Source organism: Arenimonas metalli CF5-1 (genome assembly GCF_000747155.1).
In the GTDB taxonomy this organism is placed as follows: domain Bacteria; phylum Pseudomonadota; class Gammaproteobacteria; order Xanthomonadales; family Xanthomonadaceae; genus Arenimonas; species Arenimonas metalli.
Genome location: NZ_AVCK01000031.1, coordinates 1 through 22312, shown reverse-complemented (window position 1 = coordinate 22312; position 22312 = coordinate 1). Strand labels below are relative to the sequence as shown.

The following is a 22312-nucleotide window of genomic DNA, read 5'->3' as shown; positions in this document are numbered from 1 at the left end:
ATCGTCGATGAATCTGTTCCTGGACAACTTGGCCTCACCCCTGGTGCTGGCGTTCCTGTTGGGGTTCGCCAGCCAAGCCGCCGGTGGGAAGATCCGGCTCGCGGAGTCGGTGCGCGAGACCATTGCGACCTTCCTGCTTCTGGCCATCGGCTTGAAGGGCGGCGAGGCGCTGGGCAACGCTCCGCTGCAGAGCCTGGCGCTTCCGTTGCTGGTGACCGTGTTGGCGGGCCTGGTCACCTGCCTGTCGGCGTTCTCGATCGCACGCGTCGCGCTTGGCGTCAGCCGGCCGGATGCCGCCGGTTTGGCCGCGCACTACGGATCGGCATCAGCGGTGACCTTCATTGCGGCCACGCATTTCCTGGTGGATCGAGGCACGCCCAGCGATGACTGGCTTAGCGCCGCGCTGGCAGTGCTCGAGATGCCCGCGATTCTGCTTGCCGTCCTGCTCGCCTCGGGACGGGGCAGCCGCTTGAGCAGCACGCTGCAAGAAGTGTTCTTGGCACGCGCCAGTGTCCTGTTGCTGGGAGGGCTGCTGATCGGCTTCATCTCAGGCCCGACGCGGGTTGAGCCGATCATGCCGCTGTTCAAGGGGCTCTTCCACGGCGTCCTGATGCTTTACTTGCTGGATATGGGGGCCATGGCCGCGGAAGGCTTCAGGTCAATACGAGCCACCCTGGGAAGGCTTGTGGCCTTTGGAATCGCCGTTCCGCTGTTGCACGGCACCCTTGCCACGGTAGCCAGCACGTGGCTGGGCTTCTCGCCTGCCAACGCCACCATCTTCGGAACGCTTGTGGCGTCAGCGTCCTACATCGCGGCCCCGGCCGCGGTGCGGACGTCCATACCCGAGGCGAACGTGTCGATGTGCGTCACGGCGGCGTTGACCATCACGTTCCCGTTCAATTTGCTGGTGGGCATCCCTCTCTTCTATTCTATTGCGTTCGCCCTGTGATGCTCTGGCTGATGACACGCCAAGGTCGAAGCGTTTGTTTCTCATGAAGTCTGAAACCCGTGGGCCGCATTCTGCGGGGACTGGCCATGCCCGGGCCGGAGGGTTGGCGGCGTTGGTGATCGCCGCCGTCGGCGTGGTGTTCGGGGACATCGGCACCAGCCCGCTCTACGCTGTGAAAGAGATGTTTAACCCCCAGTACGGCCTGACGCTGGATGCGGCATCCATCAAGGGCCTGATGTCGCTTGGATTCTGGGCATTGATGTTCGTGGTCAGCGTGAAGTACGTCATAGTCATCCTGCGTGCCGACAACAACGGCGAAGGCGGGATCATGGCGCTGACGGCGCTCGCGCAGCGCGGCTTGAGCGCCTCATCGCGCTGGGGCTATCTGGCCGGAATCGTAGGCATTTTCGGCGCCGCACTGTTTCTGGGCGATAGCATGCTCACACCGGCCATCTCCGTCTTGGGCGCCGTTGAAGGCTTGCAGATCGTTGCGCCGGCACTGGCACCCTGGGTCCTGCCCCTGAGTGTCGTCATCCTGACGGGACTGTTCGCCTTCCAGCGGTTTGGCACCGCACGCGTGGGCCGGGCGTTCGGGCCCTTGATGGCCCTCTGGTTCTTGGCGATCGGCGCAGTTGGATTACGAGGGATTATTGGAGAGCCGGGCATCCTTGCCGCCGTCAACCCGATCTGGGCGTTGAACTTCTTCGTGCTCCACGGATGGCACGCAACGCTTGTGCTCGGTGCGGTGGTACTGATCGTCACGGGCGGCGAAGCCCTGTATGCCGACCTGGGCCACTTCGGAACCCGCCCCATCCGCTGGGGATGGTTCGGTTTTGTGCTTCCGGCGCTGGTCCTCAACTATTTCGGCCAGGGCGCCCTGCTGTTGGGCAATCCCGGTGCCATTGCTAACCCGTTCTACCTGCTCGTGCCGGGCTGGGCGCAGATTCCGATGATCGTCCTGGCCACCGCCGCGGCAGCCGTTGCATCGCAAGCGGTCATCACGGGGGCATTTTCGTTGGGCGCACAGGCCATCAACCTGGGCTACCTACCGCGGCTTCGCATTCATTACACGTCCGACGTATCGATGGGTCAGGTGTACTTGCCAGCCATCAACCGGCTCCTTTTCGTATGCACGATTGCCCTGGCTATTGGCTTTGGCAGCTCAAGCGCGCTCGCGACCGCCTACGGCTTGTCCGTCACCGGCACGATGCTCATGGACACTCTGCTGCTCGCGGTCGTGGCCTATACGACCTGGCAGCGCGCTCGCCGCTGGATCCTGCCGCTTTGCGTTGGCTTCCTGATGGTCGACCTGGCGTTCCTCTTCGCGAATGGCGCCAAACTCTTTAGTGGCGGCGGAGCGTGGGTGACGCTCGCGATTGGCCTCGCCGCGTTCACGATGATGCGAACGTGGCGTCGCGGTCGGGCTTTGCTGCACGCCGAGTGGCAAGTGCAGGGTCTCTCGCTGGATGCGTTCGTGGCGGGACTGAAACGGCATCCTCCGCAACGCGTTCCAGGTACTGCCATTTTCCTGAACTCCAATGTTGATATCGCGCCGCGCACCCTTATCGCCAATCTCAAACACAACAAGGTATTGCATCGTCACAACCTTATCGTGCATGTGAAGTCGGAACCCATTCCATACGTTACTGGCGAATCACGGCTATCGGTGCAAACGATCGCCGATACGCTTCATCTCGTGGTCCTGCGCTTCGGCTTCATGGAGATCCCCAATGTTCCTGCAGCGCTCGCGCCACTAGGCGCTGGGACCTTGCCGGATCTGAACTTGGACGACGCCATCTATTTCACGAGCCGCGAAACGGTGCTCGCTAGTCGGGATCGGGGCATGCCGTGGTGGAGGGACAAGCTCTTTGCAGCCATGCATTTGAACGCGGCGGCCGCAAGCGACTACTTCCGTATCCCGCCCAACAGGTTGTTGGAGCTGGGCGCGCCTGTCCGCATCTAGGACGGATCGATTGCCCAGGCTTGGCGGAGGCAATGTGCCGAGTAGCGCTCATCGATTCAGGTCAAGACGGCGCAGCGCGCTCTCGATTCGTAGGTCACCATGCCGTGCGCGAGAAGCGTTTATTGCTTTGTAAACTCAGCGGCGTGCGGGTCTCACAGAGCTTTATCGGATGGAATGCCGCCCACATCCTTGGGAAAGACGTGGCTCCGGCTAGCCTATGATTTGACTTCAACTGATCACGCCCGAAAGCAGCCGCATACGCAGCCTCCTGAAAAAGCATCCCCCAAAGTCAGGAACGACTTTGGGGGATCAACGTAAGCCCAAATCTGGCCAGCTGTTCAACACGTTAACGTAACGGCTGGGGGAAACCGGGGCTTTTTCTTTGGCGCTTCCTGTGGGAGGGACTTCAGTCCCGATGCTCCTGGCCCAGAAGCATCGGGACTGAAGTCCCTCCCACAAGGGGGCGTCAGATCTGGGGGACTTCCTGCAGGAGCAGGATCAGGGAGTCGCGCACGGCGCGGCGCAGCTCGTTGAAGCGGTCGGCCATGGCCGGGTCGGCGATCTCGGTTTCGTCGAGGTGCTCGAGGCCCTGGCAGACGCCGACCAGGTCGCTGGCGCCCATGGCCAGGGCGGCGGAGCGCAGGTAGTGCGCGGCCTTGCCCAGCGCGTCCGGGTCGCGGGCCACGTGGGCCTGCTCCATCTTCCGGACCAGGTCGGGGGCCTCGTGCACGAACATGCGCACGAACTCGCTGAACGAGCCCGGCCGGTCACGGTCGAGCATGCGCAGCAGTTCCAGGGCCTTGGGTTCGAGCAGGGGCTGAGCAGCCATGGCGGGGGCTTCCGACGGACCAGCCGGCATTCTCGCCGCTGGCCCGACCCCTGCCTAGCCCCACCTTCGGCCACCCCTGTGGGAGGGACTTCAGTCCCGATGCCCTTCGGCGAAAGGCATCGGGACTGAAGTCCCTCCCACACGGGAGCGCAGGGGGCTGAGTGCGGGCTCAGGGCCTTTCCCGTATCCTTTGCGCCCCCACTTCACCGCCCTCCCCCGGGCAAAGCAGGAGTTTTCCCCATGGCCCTTGACCTGGTGCCCACCGGCCGCGACGTGCCGAACGAAATCAACGTCGTCATCGAGATTCCCAAGGATGCCGACCCGGTCAAGTACGAGGTGGACAAGGCCACGGGCGCGATCTTCGTCGACCGCATCCTGTCGACCCCGATGCGCTACCCCTGCAACTACGGCTACGTGCCCCACACCCTGTGCGGCGACGGCGACCCGGTGGACGTGCTGGTGATCCTGCCCCTGCCCCTGATCCCGGGCTCGGTGATCCGCTGCCGCCCGGTCGGCATGCTGAAGATGAAGGACGAGGCGGGCGAGGACACCAAGCTGCTGGCCGTGCCGGTGGACAAGGTCTTCGGCGGCTACTCGCACATCCACGACATCACCCAGGTCAGCCCGCACTGGCTCGAGCGCATCGGCCACTTCTTCGAGCACTACAAGGACCTGGAGAAGGGCAAGTGGGTGAAGCTCGATGGCTGGGAAGGTGCGGATGCCGCCCGCCGCGAGATCATCGATTCGGTGGAGCGGTTCGAGGCCAGCCCCGAGAAGCTGAACTTCTGAGGCCTGCGTAGAAAAAGCGGATAAAAAAAGGGGTCAGAGTCATTTATTCGGGCCGCATCTCAGCAATTCGCTGAATGCTCGCCCGAATAAATGACTCTGACCCCTTTTTTCGCCTCAGCGCGCCCCGGCCCGGTGCGGATACTCCGCGAAGATGTCGGCGATGGTCGAATCGATCCGCGCCGCCCGCTCCGCCGGCTTCAGGCGCGACATGCGGCCCACGGCCACGCCTTCCCACACCAGCGCCTTCTCGCGCGCATCCACCAGGTCCACGTTCAGCGTGCCCTCGGCGTAGCGGTAGACGTCGGTGCGGTTGGTCCAGTACGGCACCGCCACGTAGGAGCGGGCGCGGTAGCTGTAGTACAGCGCGGTTTCCACCTGGGGCGTGCTGTAGACGTCGGTGCGCTCGTCCACGTAGGCGTTGATGTTGACCTGCAGGTCGGGGGCGGACTCGTCGTACACGTAGCCGCGGGCTTCGAGCTCGCGGCGGACCGCGGCCTTCATGCGGCTGCTGGACGGGGTGGAATAGCCCTCGGTCTCCACCGCCAGCGGCGCGTAGAACGCGAACGTGCGGTAGCGCGCGAAGTCGGCCGACGGGTCGGCATCGGTGGTGATGCGCGGGCCCGTGGCGCAGCCGGCCAGCAGCAAGACCAGCAGCAGGAATCCAAGGCGCTTGGCGCCGTCGCGAATCGTCATGGCCGGTCTCCGGGCAGGGGTGTGGACAGAAGGTACGCGGCGACGCTAGCACGGCGGATGTGGAGAGGATGAATCCGGCCTGAGCCGGCCAGGACGCCGCCGCCAGACGGTCCGGTGGGCCGCGCAGACGGCCGCTGGCCCCCCGGGCTGAACAGGCGCGGGACGGCGGCTGAACGGGTATTTCGTGACCGCCGTCACTGTTTGCTTTTGATGTGACGCCGGTCGCAAGATTTCGGTCCCCCCCACCCTGCATGGAGACTCCAGCCATGTCCCTCCGCAAGCTGCTGTTGCCCGCCCTGATCAGCGCGGCCCTGTTCGCCGCCACGCCGGTACTGGCCCAGGATCCGCCGCCGGAAGACCCGGACGCGCCCACCGCCCCCGTACCCCAGGAACGCCTGGCCGATCGCTACACCGAACTGGCCGGTTCGCCCGAAGCCGCCGACGCCTTGGTCGATGCCCTGCGCACCGGCGGCGACTTCGCGGTCGTTACCGAAACCACGGCCGAAGATGGCACGGTCACCAGGACCGAAGTCCTCGTCGCCAACCCGGCCGGCCCGATGGGCTGGGGCGGGGTGAACATCACCCTCTCGCTGGCGCAGGCCCTGCTGGAAGCGGGCGCCTACCCCGACCTGCAGTCGGCGCTCACCGGCGTGCAGACCACCGTGACCAATGACGACGGCAGCACCACGACCACCGTCGAAGGTGGCGTGCTCACCATGCGCGCCGACGGCATGGGCTGGGGCCAGATCGCCAACGAGCTGGGCTTCCGCATGGGCGACCTGGTCAGTGCCTCCAACCGCAGCGAGCGGGCCGCCGCCCGCATCGAGAACGGCAAGGCCGACCGCGCCGCGCGCGGCGAGCGCATCGCCCGCGTCGACCGCCCCGAGCGCGCCGCGCGCCCGGAACGCCCCGAACGCGTCGAACGGCCGGATCGCCCCGAGCGGCCCGAGCGCCCGGAACGCCCCGAGCGCGGCGGCCGCCCGTAAGCGCTTCCCCCGATCGCCCCGAGGCGCGCCCGCGCGCCCGGGGCCACGCCACCGAAGGACACCCCATGCTTCGAACCACCCTTTGCGCCGCGCTGGCGCTGGCCAGCGTCGCCGTGCAGGCCGAGGACGGCGCCAGCCTGTCCGTGGGCGCCGACTACAGCAGCGGCGAATACGGCAGCGACACCACCACCGACATCTTCTCCGTGCCCGTCACGGCCAAGTGGACCACGGGCGCCTGGACCTTCAAGGCCGGCCTGCCCTGGCTGCGTATCGACGGCGATCCGAACGTGCTGCCGGGCGTGGGCTCGGTGGTGAACGACAACCCGCGCGGGCGAGGCCGCGGCAACGGCGGCGCGCCGGACGCCCCGGCCGAAGGCAGCGCCTCGGGCATCGGCGACCTGCGCCTGGCGGCGACCTATGCCTTCGACACCGGCGGCCCGCTGGGCGTGGACCTCACCGCCAACGTGAAGTTCGGCACCGCCGACGAAGACAAGGGCCTGGGCACCGGCGCGACCGACTATGGCCTGGCGCTCGACCTTTACCGCGACTTCGACGGCACCACCCTGTTCGGCGGCGTGGGCTACACGGTGCTGGGCGACTCCGACTTCATCGACGTCGACAGCGTCGTCGGGGCCAATGTCGGCGCCAGCCGCACGCTGGGTCCGGGCAGCCTGGGCCTGTCGTATGAGTGGCGCGAGGCGGCGTCGGATGGCTTCGACGACCGCAGCGAACTAATGGCCTTCTACTCGGTGCGCACCGACGGCGGCAGCCGCTGGCAGGTGTACGCACTGGCGGGCCTGTCGGACGGCAGCCCCGACATCGGCGCCGGCTTCAGCTACACCATCGCCTACTGATCTCCCGCCCCGCGGCCGTCTTCGGCCGCGGGGCGGTCGCGTTCAGTCGCGCCGGTAGAGCTGCGCCCCCTGGGCCCGGAACTGCTCGGCCTTCTCGGCCATGCCCTTCTCCAGCGCCTCGGCCTCGTCGGTGACGCCCTGGCTGGCGGCGTACTCGCGCACGTCCTGGGTGATCTTCATCGAGCAGAAGTGCGGGCCGCACATCGAGCAGAAGTGGGCGACCTTGTGGGCGTCCTTCGGCAGCGTCTCGTCGTGGTATTCGCGGGCGCGCTCCGGGTCCAGGCCCAGGTTGAACTGGTCTTCCCAGCGGAACTCGAAGCGGGCCTTGCTCAGCGCATTGTCGCGGGCCTGCGCACCGGGGTGACCCTTCGCGAGGTCGGCGGCGTGCGCGGCGATGCGGTAGGCCATCAGGCCTTCGCGCACGTCGTTCTTGTCGGGCAGGCCCAGGTGTTCCTTCGGGGTGACGTAGCAGAGCATGGCGGTGCCGAACCAGCCGATCATGGCCGCGCCAATCGCCGACGTGATGTGGTCGTAGCCCGGCGCGATATCGGTGGTCAGCGGGCCCAGGGTATAGAACGGCGCCTCGCCGCAGACGGCGAGCTGCTTGTCCATGTTTTCCTTGATCAGGTGCATCGGCACGTGGCCGGGGCCCTCGATCATGGTCTGCACGTCGTGCTTCCAGGCGATCTTCGTGAGCTCGCCCAGGGTCTCGAGCTCGCCGAACTGCGCGGCGTCGTTGGCGTCGGCGATGCTGCCCGGGCGCAGGCCGTCGCCCAGCGAGAAGGTCACGTCGTAGGCCTTCATGATTTCGCAGATTTCCTCGAAGTGCGTGTAGAGGAAATTCTCCTTGTGGTGGGCCAGGCACCACTTGGCCAGGATGCTGCCGCCGCGGCTGACGATGCCGGTGACGCGCTTGGCGGTCAGCGGCACGTAGCGCAGCAGCACGCCGGCGTGGATGGTGAAGTAATCCACGCCCTGCTCGGCCTGCTCGACCAGCGTGTCGCGGAAGATCTCCCACGTCAGGTCCTCGGCCTTGCCGTCGACCTTCTCCAGCGCCTGGTAGATGGGCACGGTGCCGATCGGCACCGGCGCGTTGCGCAGGATCCACTCGCGGGTTTCGTGGATGTTCTTGCCGGTGCTCAGGTCCATCACCGTGTCCGCGCCCCAGCGGATCGACCAGACCAGCTTCTCGACTTCCTCGGCGATGCCCGACGACACGGCGCTGTTGCCGATATTCGCGTTCACCTTGGTCAGGAAGTTGCGGCCGATGATCATCGGCTCGAGTTCCGGGTGGTTGATGTTGGCAGGGATCACCGCGCGGCCGCGGGCCACCTCGTCGCGCACGAACTCGGGCGTGATGAACTTCTGGATGCTGGCGCCGAAAGCCTCGCCCGCGTGCTGGCGCAGCAGGTGGGCTTCCTTGATGGCTTCGATCCGCTGGTTCTCGCGGATGGCGATGTACTCCATCTCCGGCGTGATGATGCCGCGGCGGGCGTAGTGCATCTGGCTGACGTTGGCGCCGGCATTCGCGCGGCGCGGGGGGCGCAGGGCCGGGAAGCGGACGCTGTCGAGCTTGTGGTCGGCGGCGCGGCCGCGGCCGAACTCCGAGCTCAGGCCCGGCAGCGGGGAGCTGTCACCGCGCTCGGCGATCCACTGCGCGCGCAGCGGGGCCAGGCCGGCGCCGAGGTCGATGTTGGCGTTCGGGTCGCTGTAAGGGCCCGAGGTGTCGTAGACGACGAAGGGCGCGTTCGGCTCCTGGATGCCGTACATGCGCGGCGTCGGGTCCAGCGCGATCTCGCGCATCGGCACCTGGATGTCCGGGCGGGAGCCCTCGACGTGGATCTTGCGCGAGCCCGGGATCGGGCGCGTCACGGATTCGGACAGCTGCTGGGCCTGGCGGAGCAGCTCGGTGGGCAGGGCGTTCATGCGTTTCGTCCTCTGAAGCCCCGGGCGGGGCGGAACGAAGCGGCGGCGCCGGGGCGCAGGCAAGGGCCCGCACCACGAAGCTCCCTACGCCGGTGCGAGCCGGATCAGGTTCGAAGGGTAATTCTCAGCCCGCGTCACGCCCGGGCACCCCCGCTTCAGGCGCACATTGAACCACGGGGGCCGGCGCGATGCGAGGGCGGTTTTTTGCCACGGATGAACACGGACAAACACAGTTGACCACGGACCAGGATCAAATGGATCCGCTCTTATCCGTGTTCATCCGCCTTTATCCGTGTTCATCCGTGGCCAATCATCAAACCCGGGCCGGCCGCGGCACCCGGAACCAAGCGGCATACAGCGCCGGCAGGAACAGCAGGGTCAAGGCGGTGGCCACGATGAGGCCGCCCATGATCGCCACGGCCATCGGGCCGAAGAATACGCTGCGGGACAGCGGGATCATCGCCAGCACCGCGGCCAGGGCCGTCAGCACGATCGGGCGGAAGCGGCGCACGGTGGCGTCCACCACCGCCTGCGCCGGCGGATGGCCAGCGGCGATGTCCTGTTCGATCTGGTCCACCAGGATGACCGAGTTGCGCATGATCATGCCGCTGAGCGCGATCGTGCCCAGCATCGCCACGAAGCCGAAGGGCACGCGGAACACCAGCAGGAACAGCACCACGCCGATCAGGCCCAGCGGCGCAGTCAGCAGCACCATGGCCGTGCGCGGGAAGCTGCGCAGCTGAAGCATCAGCAGGGTCGTCACCGCGAACAGGAACAGCGGCACGCCGGCCGCCACCGACTTGGAGCCGCGGTTGGAATCTTCGACCGTGCCGCCGGTCTCGAGCAGGTAGCCCGGCGGCAGCGCCAGCCGGATCTCCTCCAGCGTCGGCAGGATCTCGGCCGTCACGCTGGGCGGGGTCTTCTCGCCGTAGATGTCGGCACGCACGGTGATCGTGGGCAGGCGGTTGCGGTGCCAGATGATGCCGTCCTCGAAGCCGTACTCGAGCGTGGCGATCTGCGACAGCGGCACGCTGCGGCCGTTGCCCGCCGGCACCGACAGGCTGCCCAGCAGCGACAGCTGCTCGCGCTCCTGCGCCGGCCCGCGCAGCAGGATCTCGATCAGCTCGTTGCCGTCGCGGTAGGTGCTGACCGTGGTGCCCGACAGCGAGCCGCGCAGGAACGCCGCGACCTGCGCCGAGCTGATGCCCAGTACGCGGGCGCGGGCCTGGTCGATCTGCAGGCGCACCACCTTGCTGGGCTCGTCCCAGTCGAGGTTGACGTTGGTGACCGCCTCGTTGGCACGCACCTTCTCGGCCACCTGCTGGGCGATGCGGCGCACGTCGTCCACGTGTTCGCCGGACACGCGGAACTGGATCGGGAAGCCCACCGGCGGGCCGTTCTCCAGCCGCGACACGCGCGCCTGCACGTCGTTGAACTTCGCGTCGAACAGCCCGATCAGCCACTGCCGCACCGCCTCGCGCGACTCGATGTCGGGCGTCAGCACCACGAACTGCGCGAAATTGGCCTGCGGCAGCTTCTGGTCCAGCGGCAGGTAGAAGCGCGGCGTGCCGGTGCCCACGTAGGCCACGTAGCTCTCGATGTCCTCGCGGGACTTGAGCTCGGCCTCCAGGCGCTGCGCCACCGCTTCGGTCGCATGCAGCGAGGCGCCCTCCGCCAGCTCCAGGTCCACCATCAGCTCCAGCCGGGTCGAGGACGGGAAGAACTGCTGCGGCACGAACCGGAACAGCAGGATCGAGGCCACGAAAGCCGCCACGGTCACCGCGATCACGGTCTTGCGCTGGCGCACGCACCAGGTCACCCAACGGCGCACCGTTTGGTAGAACTTCGTGGCGTAGGGATCATGCTGCGGCCCATCGCCGTGCGGCTTGGGATCGGGCAGCAGCTTGTAGCCGAGGTAAGGAATGAACACCACCGCCGCGATCCACGACAGGATCAGCGAGATCGTCACCACCTGGAAGATCGAGCGCGTGTACTCGCCCGTGCTCGAGGCCGCGGTGGCGATCGGCAGGAAGCCCGCCGCCGTCACCAGCGTGCCGGTCAGCATCGGGAACGCGGTGGATTCATAGGCGAAGGCCGCCGCCTTCATGCGGCTGTAGCCCTGCTCCATCTTCACCGCCATCATCTCGACTGCGATGATGGCGTCGTCGACCAGCAGGCCCAGGCCCAGCACCAGCGCACCGAGCGAAATCTTGTGCAGGCCGATGCCGAAGTAATGCATCACGGCGAAGGTCATCGCCAGCACCAGCGGGATCGACAGCGCCACCACCAGGCCGGTGCGGAAACCCAGCGAGAAGAAGCTGACCAGCAGCACGATGATCACCGCCTCGGTCAGCACCCGCACGAACTCGGCCACCGAGCTGCGCACGGCCTTGGGCTGGTCCGACACTTTCTGCAGCGTCATGCCGACCGGCAGGTTCTCCTGCAGGCGCGCGAACTCGGTGTCCAGCACGTCGCCGAGGCGGATGATGTCGCCGCCGGCGCGCATGCTCACCGCGATGCCGATGGCATTTTCGCCCATGAAGCGCATCCGCGGCGCCGCCGGATCGGCGAAGCCGCGCGTGATCTCGGCCACGTCGCCCAGCTTGAAGCTGCGGTCGCCGACGCGGATCGGGAAGTCGCGGATCTGCTCGACGCTGTCGAAGCGCCCCGACACCCGCAGCTGCACGCGATCGGTGGCGGTCTCGAAGAAGCTCGCCGGCGCGATCGCGTTCTGCTCGTCGATCGCGCGCTGCACCAGCTCCAGCGGCACGCCCAGCGTGGCCAGCTTGGTGTTGGACAGCTCGATCCAGATCTTCTCGTCCTGCAGGCCCACCAGCTCGATCTTGCCGACGTCGGGCACGCGGTGAAGCTCCAGCTCGATGCGCTCGGCGTAGTCCTTCAGCGTCGCGTAGTCGAAGCCGTCACCGGACAGGGCGTAGATGTTGCCGAAGGTATCGCCGAACTCATCGTTGAAGAACGGCCCCACCACGCCCGCCGGCAGCGTGTGGCGGATGTCGCCCACCTTCTTGCGCACGTCGTACCAGAGCTGCGGCAGCTCGCGCGAGACCATCGAGTCCTTGCTCATCAGCATCACCAGCGACTCGCCGGGACGCGAGTAGGAGCGCACGAATTCGTAGCGCCCGGTCTCCATCACTTCCTTCTCGACCCGGTCGGTGACCTGGCGCGCCACTTCCTCGGCGGTCGCGCCCGGCCAGAAGGTGCGCACGACCATGATCTTGAAGGTGAAGGGCGGGTCTTCCGACTGGCCGAGTCGCTGGTAGCTGAACCAGCCGACCACGGCCAGCACCACCATCGCGTACAGCACCAGCGACCGATTGCGCAGCGCCCACTCGGAGAGGTTGAAGTTCGAGGCCATGTCGGGGACGCCTCAGTTCGCGGCGGGTGCGGCGGCGGGTGCAAGCACGACCGGGCGGTTCTCGCGGTCGATCGGCTTGATGCGCTGGCCTTCCAGCAGCAGGTGCACGCCGGCGGCGACGATCCACTCGCCCGGCGCCAGGCCCGATACCACCGGCACCAGGCTCTCGCCGAACGGGCCGGTCTTCACCGGCTTCAGGCGCACGGTCGAGGTCGCGGGATCCACCACCCACAGCGCCGGTTGGCCATCCTTCTGGTGCAGCGCGGACAGCGGCACCGACAGCGTGGCCGGCCCGTCCTGCAGCGCGTAAACGCGCGCGCTCTGGCCGACTTCGGCACGGGCATCGCCGGCGTCGAAGCTCACGCGCGCGGCGAAGGTGCGCGCCTGCGCATCGGCCGCGGGAGAGATCTCGCGCAGGGTCGCCGGCAGGCGCTTGCCCGGCGCCGACCACAGCTCCACCGCCAGCGCCCGGCCCGGGCTGAAATCGGCTGCGCTCTGCTCGGGCACGCTGATCAGCACTTCGCGGTCGCCGTTCTCGGCCAGCATGAAGACGGTCTGGCCCGCGGCCACGACCTGCCCCGCATCCGCCAGGCGCTGGGCGATCACGCCGTCGGCGGGCGCGCGTAGCACGGCATAGCCAGCCTGGTTGTCGGACACGCGGGCCTGGGCCCGGGCCTGGCGCACGCGCGCTTCGGCCGCCTGCAGCGCGGACACCCGGGCGTCGTAGAGCGAGCGGCTGACCAGTTGGCGATCGAGCAGGCTCTGGTAGCGCTCGAGTTCGGACTTGGCCAGCGAGTAGTCGGATTCCGCCGAGGCCAGCGCGGCGCGCGAGGCCTCCAGCTGCAGCGCCACGTCGGAGGCATCGAGCTCGGCCAGCGCCTGTCCCTTCTTCACCGCCTGTCCGACATCGACCTGCACGCGCGTGATCTTGCCGCCGATGCGGAAGGCGAGCGCCGGCTCGTTCCGGGCGCGGACCTCGCCGGCGTACACGCTCAGCACTTCGGACGCGGGGGCCGGCTGCACGACCAGGGCCGGGCGGGCCGGGCCCTCGGCGGGCTCGTCGCTGCCGCAGGCCGAGAGCGCGAGGGCGCCGAGGAGGATCAGGAGGCGGGGGATCATGGCGGGAGCGCTCATCAGGGAGTCAGGCTTTAGTGAACCGAGGGGTATACTATCTTTACCAAACCGCCGAGTTCAATAATAATCTCGCCATGACCCGAGCCACCCGCCCCGCCGCCCCCGGCCGCCCCAAGGACCTGGAGAAGCGCGCCGCCATCCTCGACGCCGCCAAGGCCCTGTTCCCGGCCCGCGGCTACGACGGGGTGAGCATGGACGCCATCGCCCAGACCGCCGGCGTGTCCAAGCTGACGGTCTACAGCCACTTCCAGGACAAGGACACGCTGTTCGTCGAGGCGGTGAAGGCGCGCTGCGAGGACCTGCTGCCCTCCGACCTGTTCCTGGCCCGGTTCGAGGGCCCGATCCGCGGCCAGCTGCTGCGGATCGCCCGGGCCTTCTTTTCGCTGATCACCAGCGAAGATGCCGTCAACATCCATCGGATGATGTCGCGCCAGCTGCCGGACGATTCGCACCTGCCGCGCTTGTTCTGGGAGGCCGGCCCGAAGCGGACCACCGAGGCCCTGGCCGCCTTCCTCCAGGCCGAGCACGACGCGGGTGAGCTGCACATCCCCGACTGCGCCCTGGCCGCCTCGCAGTTCTTCTGCCTGCTCAAGGGCGAGCACCACGCCAAGCTGACCTGCGGCTGCCACGACCCGCTGGATCCGCGGGCGGTGGAAAGGCACCTCGAGGCAACCGTCGACCTGTTCCTGCGCGCCTACGGCCCGGGCCGGCACGGAGCCTGAATCCATGCCCCCCGTGTCGGGCGTTCCGGTGACTATCGGCACTACTGGCCCCCGCGGGGCCGCCAGCATCCTGTCCATGCACCGCCGGAACCGGTGCGGGTCAACGCATTCACGCCGCCACCGTTCCTGGTCCTGCATCCTGCCTTTCGCCGGACACCGGGCGGGGCGTAAAATCACGACCCTTGCGATTCAAGGATTTAGCCGACATGCCGATTGATTTCCAGCAGGCCCGCCACGCGATGGTGGAACAGCAGGTGCGCCCCTGGGACGTGCTCGACCCGCGCGTGCTCGACACCCTGATGACGGTCCGCCGCGAGGACTTCGTGCCCCTGCGCCACCGCAAGCTGGCCTTCGCCGACCTGCCGCTGCCGCTCGAGCACGGCGAGGTGATGATGAAGCCCGTGGTCGAGGGCCGCATGCTGCAGGCCATGAACCTCGAGCCCGGCGACGAAGTGCTGGAGATCGGCACCGGCTCCGGCTTCATCACCGCCTGCCTGGCCGCCCTGGCCCGCGACGTCACCAGCGTCGAGCGCCACGCCGATTTCGTCGAGCGCGTGCGCCAGCGCCTGGCCAACGACCATGTCACCAACGTCCGGCTCGAATGCGCCGACGTCTTCACCTGGCAGCCGGGCCGCCTGTTCGACGCGATCTGCGTCACCGGCGCCGTCGCCACCGATCCCGAGCGCTTCGGCGCCTGGCTCAAGCCCGGCGGCCGCCTGTTCGTGATCCACGGCGCCTCGCCGGTGCAGGAAGCCCTGCGCATCACCCGCCGCGGCGAAGGCTTCCACCGCGAAAGCCTGTTCGAAACCGACGTCCCCTACCTGCACGGCGCCGCCCCGGCGCCGCACTTCGCCTTCTAATTAGCAACAGGACCTGCCCATGCGCCTGCGCCTCCGCCCCCTGACCTTCGCCATCCTGCTGGCCGGCACCGCCGGCAGCGCGAACGCCGCCGACCTGCTGGAAGCCTACGAAATGGCGCGCCAGAGCGACCCCGTGCTCTCGGCCTCCGAGTCGCGCAGCCTCGCCACCGGCGAGGGCGTGGTGCAGAGCCGCGCCGCGCTGCTGCCCCAGCTCGACGGCAGCGTCAGCTGGAGCCGCACCGAGACCGACAGCACCGGTTCGCAGGCCTTCGGCGCCGTGGTGCAGCCGCCTTCGGAATCCAGCAGCGAGAACACCATCCGCGGCTGGAGCGTGAACCTGCGCCAGAGCCTGTACGACCACGGCAACTACACCCGCCTCAGCGCCGCCCGCGCCCGCGCCGCCCAGGCCGAGGCCGAGTACAAGGCCGCGCAGGACGAGCTGGTGGTGCGCGTGTCCACCGCCTACTTCAACGTGCTGACCGCCATCGAAACGCTGGCCTCCTCGCGCGCCGAAGAGCGCTCGGTGAAGCGTCAGCTCGACCAGGCCGAGAAGCGCCTCGAGGTCGGCCTGGCCCCGATCACCGACGTGCACGAGGCCCGCGCCCGCTTCGACACCGCCCGCGCCAACGCCATCGCCGCCGCCAATGCGCTCGATGACGCCCGCGAAGCGCTGGCCGAGATCACCGGCACCGAGGTCGACAACCTCAAGGGCCTGGACAAGGACTACAAGCCGACCGATCCGACCGAGCTGGTGAGCCAGGACTGGGTCGCCGTGGCGATGGAGAACAACCCGTCGCTGCTGGCCCGCGAGCTGGCCGTCACCGCCGCCGAGAAGGACATCGGCACCGCGCGCTCGGGCCACCTGCCCTCGCTCGGCCTGACCGCCAGCTACAGCGACGGCAACGGCTACGGCGACAACGAAATCTTCGCCCCGCTGCCGGGCAACACCAGCTTCGACAACACCAGCGAGTCCACCCGCGTCGGCGTCACGCTGAGCGTGCCCATCTTCGCCGGCGGCGCCACCCAGTCGGGCGTGCGCCAGGCCGTGCACAACCGGGACGCCGCCGCCGACCAGCTCGAGCAGCAGCGCCGCGCCGTGGTGCGCCAGACCCGCAACGCCCAGCGTTCGCTCGGCGCCGGTTCGGCCGAGGTCGAGGCGCGCCGCCTGTCGGTGGTCTCGGCGCAGGCCGCCTACGAGGCCAGCGAAGCCGGCCTGGAAGTCGGCACCCGCACCATCGTCGACGTGCTGATCACCCAGCAGTCGCTGTTCCAGGCCCAGCGCGAGTACGCCCGCGCCCGCCACGACTTCCTGGTCAACACCCTGCGCCTGAAGCAGGCCGCCGGCACCATCGCCCTGGCCGACCTGCAGGAAGTGAACCGCGTGCTGGTGCAGGACGCGGAAGCGGCGCTCGACGAGTCGCTGTCGCAGTAAACCCCCGCGGCCGGCGCGCCTAGGCGCGCCGGCCCGCGAGCACGCCCTCGAGCAGGTCCAGGGTCCGGCCCAGCGCGCCGGCATGTTCCCCGACCTGCTGCCTCCCGGCCTCGCCCATCGCGGCGCGCCGCGCCGGATCCGCCAGCAGCGCCAACACCGCATCGCCCAACGCCGCCGCGTCCGCGGCCTGCACCAGCGCGCCCGCGTCGCGAAGGCGGCGCGTGGCTTCGGCGAAATTGAAGGTATGCGGGCCCACCACGCTGGGCACGCCGAGCGCCGCCGGCTCAAGCACGTTGTGCCCGCCCACGTCGCACAGGCTGCCCGCCACGAAGGCCAGGTCGGACGCGGCGAAGAAGCCCAGCAGTTCGCCCAGCGTGTCGATCACGAACACCTGGTGGCCCGGGCCGGGCAGGCCCTCGCCGCGGCGCGTGGCCACCGACAGGCCGGCCTCGGCCAGCGCCTGCGCGACCGGGCTGAAGCGCTCGGGATGGCGCGGCGCCCACAGCAGCAGCGCATCGAGATGCGCGGCCAGCACCCGCTGGTGCAGCGCCACCACCGCGGCTTCCTCGGGCGGATGCGTGCTTGCGGCGATCCACACCGGGCGCCCCGCGCCCCACTCGCTGCGCCACGAAGCCGCCTGCGCCTCGAGGCCGGCCGGGATGGCGAGGTCGTACTTGAGGTTGCCGGTGACGTGGATGCGCGCCGGGTCGGCGCCGATCCGCGCCAGCCGCGCCGCGTCCGGGCCCGATTGCGCCGCCACGAGGTGCACGGCGCGCATCGCCAGCTTCGCCAGCGCCTGCACCGGCAGGTAGCCGCGCAGCGAGCGCTGCGACAGGCGCGCGTTCACCATCACCAGCGGGATGCCGCGGCGGCCGCATTCGACGTAGAGGTTGAGCCAGATCTCGGTCTCGACGATCACCGCCAGCGCCGGCCGCGCACGGTCGAGGAAGCGCCGCACCATCCCGCGCAGGTCGTAGGGCAGGTAGACGTGGTGCACGCGGTCGCCCCAGATCGCGCGCACGCGCTCCGAACCGGTCGGGGTGATGGTGGTGACCAGCAGCGGGCGCTCCGGGTGCTTCTCCAGCAGCGCGTCCACCAGCGGCCGCGCCGCCAGCACTTCGCCCACCGAGACGGCGTGCACCCACAGCGTGTCGTGCAGGTCGAGCTTGTCCTCGATCCAGCCGTAGCGCTCGGTCCAGCGGCGCAGGTACTCGCGCTGGCGCATGCCGCGCCAGACCAGGTGGTAGAGGGTGACGGGGAACGCCAGGTGCAGGACCAGCGAATACAGGCCCAACAGCGCGCGCTGCCCAAGGGTGAGTGGCATGCGCGGAAGGATACCCGAGGCCGCCGGGCCTGCGCCGCCAGCGGCTAGAATGCGGGCCATGGCCGAGTCTTCCCCGCCCCTGTCCCCGCGCCACTGGCCGACCTGGCTGGCGATCGCCTTCGGCTGGGCGCTGGCGCGCGCGCCGCTGTGGCTGCACCGCGCGATCGGGCCCTCGCTGGGGGCCGTGCTGTACCGGGTGCTGGGTTCGCGCCGGCGTGCCGCGGCGACCAACCTCGCGCTTTGCTTCCCGGAACTGTCCGACGCCGCACGCGAAGACCTGCTGCGCCGCAATTTCCGCGCCCTCGGCCTGGGCGTGTTCGAGTTCCTGCGGGCCTGGTGGGGCCGGCTGCCGGCGCCGTCGGAATGCGAGCTCACGGGGCTGGAGCACCTCGAGGCCGCGCGCGCCGGCGGCCGCGGCGTGATCCTGGTGTCGGCCCACTTCACCACGCTCGAGATCAGCATGCGCTTGCTGTGCCAGCACATCCCGCTGGCCGGCATGTACCGCCCGCACGAGCAGCCGCCGATGGAGTGGGCCGTGCGCCGCGGCCGGCTGCGGCACGCGGTGGCGATGTTCGCGCGCGACGAGCTGCGGCCGGTGATCCGGTACCTGAAGCAGGGCGGCCTGCTGTGGTTCGCACCCGACCAGGAAACGCGGCGCGGCGACAGCGTGTTCGTGCCCTTCTTCGGCCAGCCGGCCTGGAGCCTGACGTCCACGCACCAGCTGGCGCGGTTGTCGGGCGCGGCGGTGCTGCCGCTTTTCCACGAGCGCCTGCCGGACGGGCGCTACCGCATCGAAGTGCTGCCGGCGCTGGCCGATTTCCCCTCGCGCGACGCCACGGCCGACACCGCGCGCGTGATGGCGACGCTGGAGAGCCTGATCCGCCGCTGCCCCGAGCAGTACCTGTGGCTGCACCAGCGCTTCAAGCGCCAGCCCGACGGCAGCAAGCGCCGCTACGACTGATCAATACACCGGCGCTTCGCCGGGCGGCCGCGTCTTGAAGCGGCGGTGCGCCCACAAGTATTGATCCGGCGCTTCGCGCACCACGGTTTCGAGTTCCTGCATGTAGCGCGCGGCGTCCTGCGCCGGGTCGCCCGCGGGCCAGCCCGGCCAGGTCGGCTCGATGCGGATCGCGTAGCGCCCGTCCGCTTCGCGCCGGTACCAGAACGGCAGCAGCACGGCGTTCGCGCGCTGCACCAGGGCCGGCGTCGCGGTCAGGGTCGAGGCCGGCACGCCGAAGAAGGGCACGAAGGCATTCTGGTAGGTGAAGTTCTGGTCGGCCGAGTACACCACCGGCTCGCCCGCGGACAGCGCGCGCAGCAGGCCGCGCACGTCCTTCTTGCCGATGGTGGGCCCGAACACCGCGGCGCGCGCCTGGTCGAACCAGCGCTCGAGGCAGGCATTGTTGTGCCGGCGCACGACCACGCGCACCGGCCGCCCCAGCGCCTGCGACAGCAGCCGCACGGCGAGTTCGGTGTGGGTGAAGTGGCCGCACATCAGCAGCACGCCCTGCCCGCGTGCGAGCGCCTCGCGCAGGTGCCCGAGGCCTTCGATGCGCGCGAGGCCGTCGAGCGACGACGCCGGCGCGTGCCAGGCGCGCAGCAGCTCGAGCGCGCCGACCACGGTGTTGGCGACGCTGGCATCGGCGAGGCGGCGGCGTTCGCCGGGCGCCAGCGCCGGGAAGCACAGGTCGGTGTTGATGCGCGCGATGCGCCGCCGGGAGCCCAGCAGCGGCCAGGCCAACCAGGCCAGCGCGCGCCCCAACGCCAGCAGCATCGACTGCGGCAGCCGCGCCACGCCCTTGGCCAGGGCGATGACGGGCGTCAGCAGCAGGCAGCGCATCGCCGGCCGGGGCTCAGCGCGCGCCGGGATCGGCGTCGTCGGCGTCGCCGGGCCGGGCCAGCAGGCTGCCGGAATACAGCGCGGCCAGCAGCAGCGTCAGCCCGCCCCAGAAGGTCGAATAGAACGCGAGATGGGTGTTGAGCGGGAACACGGTGACCCCCAGCGCCAACGCCGGCACGGCCGCGCGCGCGCGCGCCGCCGGCGTGGCGAAGCGCCAGGCGCGCCAGGCCAGGGCCACGCCGCCGAGCCACAGCAGCAGCCCGATCGAACCGGTTTCGCTCAGCACTTCCAGCACGATCTGGTGCGCGTGGTAACCGGCGCCGTGCTCGGCATCCTGCAGCCAGGGGTCGCCTTCGACCGCGTACTCGGGATAGGCCTGGCGGAAGCCGCGCACGCCGATGCCGTTGACCGGATGCGCCACCGCCATGTTCCAGGCGGCCTGCCAGATCGGCAAGCGGCCCGACAGCGCGTGGTCCAGGCCCTCGGTGCCGCCGTTGAGCGCGGCCTCGGTGCGCTCGACGCGCTCCTGCAGTTTGTCCGAGAACGTCATCGACAGCGCAAACAAGAGCGCGCCGCCCAGGCCCAGCACCAGCATCGCGCGCTTGCTGCCCAGCTGGCGCCAGCCGCTGAACACCAGCACCAGGCCCAGCGTGAGCCAGGACGCGCGCGCACCGGCCAGCAGCACCACCACCACCAGCGCCGCCGCCATCAGCAGCCAGCCCACCACGCCGAAGCGCTGCGAGGCCGCCGCCAGCGGGAATGGCGCCAGGCTGGCCAGCACCAGGCCCAGCTTCAGGTTCTCGGCACCGAACACGCCGCTGAGGCGATCGGCCGTGGCGGGCCCACCGACGCTCCAGCCGGTGGCCGCCTGCACCAGCCCGTCCACCAGCCACAGCGTGGCGATCACCGCGATGCCGCCGAAGGTCAGGCGCCGCCCGCGCTCGTCGGCCACCGCCATCGCCACCAGCCACAGGAAGGGCAGGTAGCGCAGGTCCACCAGCGATTCGCGCAGCGCGCGGCCGGCATCGACGGCATCGATCGACGACACCAGCTCGGGGATCCAGTACGCGCAGAACAGCACGCTGGTCAGCGCCCAGGCTTCGTGGCTCAGCAGGGTCATGCCGCCGCGGAAGCGCGACAGCGCCAGCACCGCCAGCGCGGCCAGCGCGCCGAGCGACAGCACCACTTCGGCCGGGCCATGCACCGGCCACAGCGCCACGAACGCGAGCACCCACCACGGGGCCCAGCGCAGGCTGGTTTCAGTCGGCGACGAGCTGGTCATAGATTTCCAGGGTGGCGGACTGCATCGCCGCCAGGGTGTGGGGGATGGTAACCGGCATCGGTGGCGGCGCGGCAAGCAGGGTGCGCGCGGCCCTTGCCAGCGCGGCGCGATCGCCCAGGGGCACGGCGCCCGCGGGATACAGCGCACGCAGCAGTTCGCCGACGCCGCCGTGGTCCCAGCCCAGCACCGGGCGGCCGATCGACAGGGCTTCGACGACGGTGCGGCCGAAGGCTTCCGGTTTGGTGGAAAGCTGCAGCACGAGATCGGCCACCGCGTAGGCCTCGCGCACGTCGTGGCGCGGCGGGCTGGCCAACACCGCGTCGGCGACGCCGCGCGCGGCGGCCAGCGCGCGCAACTCGTCGAGATAGGCCTCGCGGCCAGGCTCGTCGGTGCCCAGCAGCCAGAGGCGCAGGTCCTGGCCCTCGGCGCGCAGCGACGCCAGCAGTTCGATCGCCTCGGCGTGGCCCTTGAGCCGCGTGCCGCGGCCGGGCATCAGCAGCACGCGGCCGCCCTGCAGCGCCGGGTACTGCATCTTCCACGCGTCGCGCCATTCTTCGGACGGCACGAACCCGCGCGGGAAGTCGGCCGTGTCCACGCCGCGCGGCACCACGTGCAAGCGCTCGGGATCGGTGTCGGGCCAGTGCCGCAGCACGTACGCGCGCACCGTTTCGGAGACGCAGATGACCGCTTCGCCCGAGCGCATCACGCCGCTGTAGCGGCCGGGCGAATTCATGCCGTGCACGGTGGTCACGAAGTGCGGGCGCGGCGCCGGCAGCCCGCGCAGCGCGAAGCGGGCAAGCCAGGCCGGCAGCCGCGAGCGGGCGTGGACGAGGTCGGGCCTGAGCGCGGCGAGCGTGCGGCGCAGGACGAAAGCGGTGCGGAGGGCGGACAGCGACTTGCGGCCGATCGGCAGCGCGATGTGCTCGCTGCCGCCGGCAACCAGGCGCTCGACCAGGCGCCCGCCCGCGGAGATGACGACCGAACGATGCCCGGCCGCGACCAGGGCCGCCGCGATCTCGAGGGTGGAGCGCTCGACGCCGCCGCTATGCAGCGCGGGCAGCAGCTGGACGACGGTCAGGCGGCGCAAGGGGGCGCCCGGGTCAGTCCTTCAGGACGTAGACGGCGCCGCAGTACGGGCAGGTGGCGCTGCCGTTCTCTTCGACCGGCAGGTAGACGCGGGGATGGGAATTCCACAGGGCCATGGCCGGCGTCGGGCAGGACAGCGGCAGCTCGGCGCGGCGAACCTCGTAGCGGCGCTCGGTATTGGCCGCGGCACGGCCGGTGGCGGTGTCGGTTCGCGACATGGCGGGGGATCCTCCAGGACAGGCCGCCATTTTACCCCCAAAAAAAGGG

Annotated in this window: 19 protein-coding genes and 1 riboswitch; of the genes, 9 read left to right on the top strand and 10 right to left on the bottom strand. The window is 69.5% G+C overall.

All coding sequences use genetic code 11. The annotated features are described in order from the left end of the window. The first annotated feature begins 7 nt into the window (after positions 1 to 7). Together N787_RS10195 and N787_RS10190 are read left to right on the top strand one after the other, a co-directional pair. Complete coding sequence (locus N787_RS10195) at positions 8 to 949, top strand: sodium-dependent bicarbonate transport family permease (RefSeq protein ID WP_034213462.1); 942 nt, start codon at positions 8 to 10, stop codon at positions 947 to 949. Between the two features lie 43 nt (positions 950 to 992). After that, a complete protein-coding gene (locus tag N787_RS10190) occupies positions 993 to 2912 on the top strand; it encodes a potassium transporter Kup (RefSeq protein WP_034213508.1) in 1920 nt (639 codons plus the stop codon). Between the two features lie 466 nt (positions 2913 to 3378). Here the strand turns inward: N787_RS10190 and N787_RS10185 are convergent, their stop codons facing one another. Further along, positions 3379 to 3741 (bottom strand): Hpt domain-containing protein, encoded by a 363-nt coding sequence (locus tag N787_RS10185; RefSeq protein ID WP_034213460.1) that lies wholly within the window; start codon positions 3739 to 3741, stop codon positions 3379 to 3381. Between the two features lie 240 nt (positions 3742 to 3981). Here N787_RS10185 and ppa point away from each other — a divergent pair, with 240 nt between their 5' ends. Beyond that, entirely contained in the window at positions 3982 to 4530 is a 549-nt protein-coding gene (gene ppa, locus N787_RS10180) for an inorganic diphosphatase (protein ID WP_034213457.1), read from the top strand. Positions 4531 to 4644: 114 nt separating this feature from the next. On the opposite strand, the gene N787_RS10175 is transcribed toward ppa, so the two are convergent. Next, on the bottom strand, positions 4645 to 5223 hold the full coding sequence (locus tag N787_RS10175; protein ID WP_052575363.1) for a DUF4136 domain-containing protein: 579 nt from the start codon (positions 5221 to 5223) through the stop codon (positions 4645 to 4647). Between the two features lie 266 nt (positions 5224 to 5489). On the opposite strand from N787_RS10175, the gene N787_RS10170 reads away from it, so the two are divergent. Together N787_RS10170 and N787_RS10165 are read left to right on the top strand one after the other, a co-directional pair. Continuing rightward, positions 5490 to 6209 carry a hypothetical protein gene (locus N787_RS10170; protein WP_052575362.1) on the top strand — a complete coding sequence of 240 codons (720 nt, stop codon included), beginning with the start codon at positions 5490 to 5492 and terminating at the stop codon, positions 6207 to 6209. Positions 6210 to 6274: 65 nt separating this feature from the next. Then, positions 6275 to 7063, top strand: coding sequence for a hypothetical protein (locus tag N787_RS10165; protein WP_034213455.1), 789 nt, complete (start codon positions 6275 to 6277; stop codon positions 7061 to 7063). A 42-nt stretch (positions 7064 to 7105) separates the two neighbouring features. Here the strand turns inward: N787_RS10165 and thiC are convergent, their stop codons facing one another. From thiC to N787_RS10150, 3 genes are all read right to left on the bottom strand, one after another. Next, the gene (gene thiC / locus N787_RS10160) at positions 7106 to 8989 is read right to left on the bottom strand and encodes a phosphomethylpyrimidine synthase ThiC (protein WP_034213454.1); all 1884 of its coding nucleotides are present in this window, start codon (positions 8987 to 8989) and stop codon (positions 7106 to 7108) included. A gap of 64 nt (positions 8990 to 9053) precedes the next feature. Beyond that, positions 9054 to 9151, bottom strand: a riboswitch (TPP riboswitch). A 151-nt stretch (positions 9152 to 9302) separates the two neighbouring features. After that, positions 9303 to 12365, bottom strand: coding sequence for an efflux RND transporter permease subunit (locus tag N787_RS10155; RefSeq protein WP_034213452.1), 3063 nt, complete (start codon positions 12363 to 12365; stop codon positions 9303 to 9305). 12 nt (positions 12366 to 12377) lie between these two features. Continuing rightward, positions 12378 to 13484 carry an efflux RND transporter periplasmic adaptor subunit gene (locus N787_RS10150; protein ID WP_211252154.1) on the bottom strand — a complete coding sequence of 369 codons (1107 nt, stop codon included), beginning with the start codon at positions 13482 to 13484 and terminating at the stop codon, positions 12378 to 12380. Positions 13485 to 13573: 89 nt separating this feature from the next. Between N787_RS10150 and N787_RS10145 the strand changes: the two genes are divergently transcribed. The 3 genes from N787_RS10145 (at position 13574) to N787_RS10135 (ending at position 16513) form a co-directional block, all read left to right on the top strand. Then, positions 13574 to 14221 carry a TetR/AcrR family transcriptional regulator gene (locus N787_RS10145; protein ID WP_034213448.1) on the top strand — a complete coding sequence of 216 codons (648 nt, stop codon included), beginning with the start codon at positions 13574 to 13576 and terminating at the stop codon, positions 14219 to 14221. 206 nt (positions 14222 to 14427) lie between these two features. After that, on the top strand, positions 14428 to 15081 hold the full coding sequence (locus N787_RS10140) for a protein-L-isoaspartate O-methyltransferase family protein (protein ID WP_034213446.1): 654 nt from the start codon (positions 14428 to 14430) through the stop codon (positions 15079 to 15081). Positions 15082 to 15100: 19 nt separating this feature from the next. Continuing rightward, the gene (locus N787_RS10135; protein WP_052575361.1) at positions 15101 to 16513 is read left to right on the top strand and encodes a TolC family outer membrane protein; all 1413 of its coding nucleotides are present in this window, start codon (positions 15101 to 15103) and stop codon (positions 16511 to 16513) included. Between the two features lie 19 nt (positions 16514 to 16532). Here N787_RS10135 and waaA read toward each other — a convergent pair whose 3' ends face one another. Beyond that, entirely contained in the window at positions 16533 to 17837 is a 1305-nt protein-coding gene (waaA, locus tag N787_RS10130; protein ID WP_052575360.1) for a lipid IV(A) 3-deoxy-D-manno-octulosonic acid transferase, read from the bottom strand. A gap of 49 nt (positions 17838 to 17886) precedes the next feature. Between waaA and lpxL the strand changes: the two genes are divergently transcribed. Continuing rightward, entirely contained in the window at positions 17887 to 18798 is a 912-nt protein-coding gene (lpxL, locus tag N787_RS10125) for an LpxL/LpxP family Kdo(2)-lipid IV(A) lauroyl/palmitoleoyl acyltransferase (RefSeq protein ID WP_425387869.1), read from the top strand. Here the strand turns inward: lpxL and N787_RS10120 are convergent, their stop codons facing one another. The 4 genes from N787_RS10120 to N787_RS10105 are packed head-to-tail and all read right to left on the bottom strand — an operon-like array spanning position 18799 to position 22263. After that, a complete protein-coding gene (locus N787_RS10120) occupies positions 18799 to 19677 on the bottom strand; it encodes a lysophospholipid acyltransferase family protein (protein ID WP_052575359.1) in 879 nt (292 codons plus the stop codon). It lies immediately after the preceding gene. A gap of 13 nt (positions 19678 to 19690) precedes the next feature. Continuing rightward, the gene (locus N787_RS10115) at positions 19691 to 20959 is read right to left on the bottom strand and encodes an O-antigen ligase family protein (RefSeq protein ID WP_034213441.1); all 1269 of its coding nucleotides are present in this window, start codon (positions 20957 to 20959) and stop codon (positions 19691 to 19693) included. Beyond that, positions 20937 to 22046 carry a glycosyltransferase gene (locus N787_RS10110; RefSeq protein ID WP_034213438.1) on the bottom strand — a complete coding sequence of 370 codons (1110 nt, stop codon included), beginning with the start codon at positions 22044 to 22046 and terminating at the stop codon, positions 20937 to 20939. The genes N787_RS10115 and N787_RS10110 overlap by 23 nt, the downstream gene beginning before the upstream one ends. Before the next feature lie 13 nt (positions 22047 to 22059). Continuing rightward, the gene (locus tag N787_RS10105; RefSeq protein WP_034213435.1) at positions 22060 to 22263 is read right to left on the bottom strand and encodes a zinc-finger domain-containing protein; all 204 of its coding nucleotides are present in this window, start codon (positions 22261 to 22263) and stop codon (positions 22060 to 22062) included. Between the last annotated feature and the right edge of the window lie 49 nt (positions 22264 to 22312).

Excerpts from the sequence above, each read along its gene's own strand:
- N787_RS10195 (WP_034213462.1), top strand. The coding sequence starts at position 8 with ATGAATCTGTTCCTGGACAACTTGGCCTCACCCCTGGTGCTGGCGTTC.
- N787_RS10190 (WP_034213508.1), top strand. The coding sequence starts at position 993 with ATGAAGTCTGAAACCCGTGGGCCGCATTCTGCGGGGACTGGCCATGCC.
- N787_RS10185 (WP_034213460.1), bottom strand. The coding sequence starts at position 3,741 with ATGGCTGCTCAGCCCCTGCTCGAACCCAAGGCCCTGGAACTGCTGCGC.
- ppa (WP_034213457.1), top strand. The coding sequence starts at position 3,982 with ATGGCCCTTGACCTGGTGCCCACCGGCCGCGACGTGCCGAACGAAATC.
- N787_RS10175 (WP_052575363.1), bottom strand. The coding sequence starts at position 5,223 with ATGACGATTCGCGACGGCGCCAAGCGCCTTGGATTCCTGCTGCTGGTC.
- N787_RS10170 (WP_052575362.1), top strand. The coding sequence starts at position 5,490 with ATGTCCCTCCGCAAGCTGCTGTTGCCCGCCCTGATCAGCGCGGCCCTG.
- N787_RS10165 (WP_034213455.1), top strand. The coding sequence starts at position 6,275 with ATGCTTCGAACCACCCTTTGCGCCGCGCTGGCGCTGGCCAGCGTCGCC.
- thiC (WP_034213454.1), bottom strand. The coding sequence starts at position 8,989 with ATGAACGCCCTGCCCACCGAGCTGCTCCGCCAGGCCCAGCAGCTGTCC.
- N787_RS10155 (WP_034213452.1), bottom strand. The coding sequence starts at position 12,365 with ATGGCCTCGAACTTCAACCTCTCCGAGTGGGCGCTGCGCAATCGGTCG.
- N787_RS10150 (WP_211252154.1), bottom strand. The coding sequence starts at position 13,484 with ATGATCCCCCGCCTCCTGATCCTCCTCGGCGCCCTCGCGCTCTCGGCC.
- N787_RS10145 (WP_034213448.1), top strand. The coding sequence starts at position 13,574 with ATGACCCGAGCCACCCGCCCCGCCGCCCCCGGCCGCCCCAAGGACCTG.
- N787_RS10140 (WP_034213446.1), top strand. The coding sequence starts at position 14,428 with ATGCCGATTGATTTCCAGCAGGCCCGCCACGCGATGGTGGAACAGCAG.
- N787_RS10135 (WP_052575361.1), top strand. The coding sequence starts at position 15,101 with ATGCGCCTGCGCCTCCGCCCCCTGACCTTCGCCATCCTGCTGGCCGGC.
- waaA (WP_052575360.1), bottom strand. The coding sequence starts at position 17,837 with ATGCCACTCACCCTTGGGCAGCGCGCGCTGTTGGGCCTGTATTCGCTG.
- lpxL (WP_425387869.1), top strand. The coding sequence starts at position 17,887 with ATGCGGGCCATGGCCGAGTCTTCCCCGCCCCTGTCCCCGCGCCACTGG.
- N787_RS10120 (WP_052575359.1), bottom strand. The coding sequence starts at position 19,677 with ATGCGCTGCCTGCTGCTGACGCCCGTCATCGCCCTGGCCAAGGGCGTG.
- N787_RS10115 (WP_034213441.1), bottom strand. The coding sequence starts at position 20,959 with ATGACCAGCTCGTCGCCGACTGAAACCAGCCTGCGCTGGGCCCCGTGG.
- N787_RS10105 (WP_034213435.1), bottom strand. The coding sequence starts at position 22,263 with ATGTCGCGAACCGACACCGCCACCGGCCGTGCCGCGGCCAATACCGAG.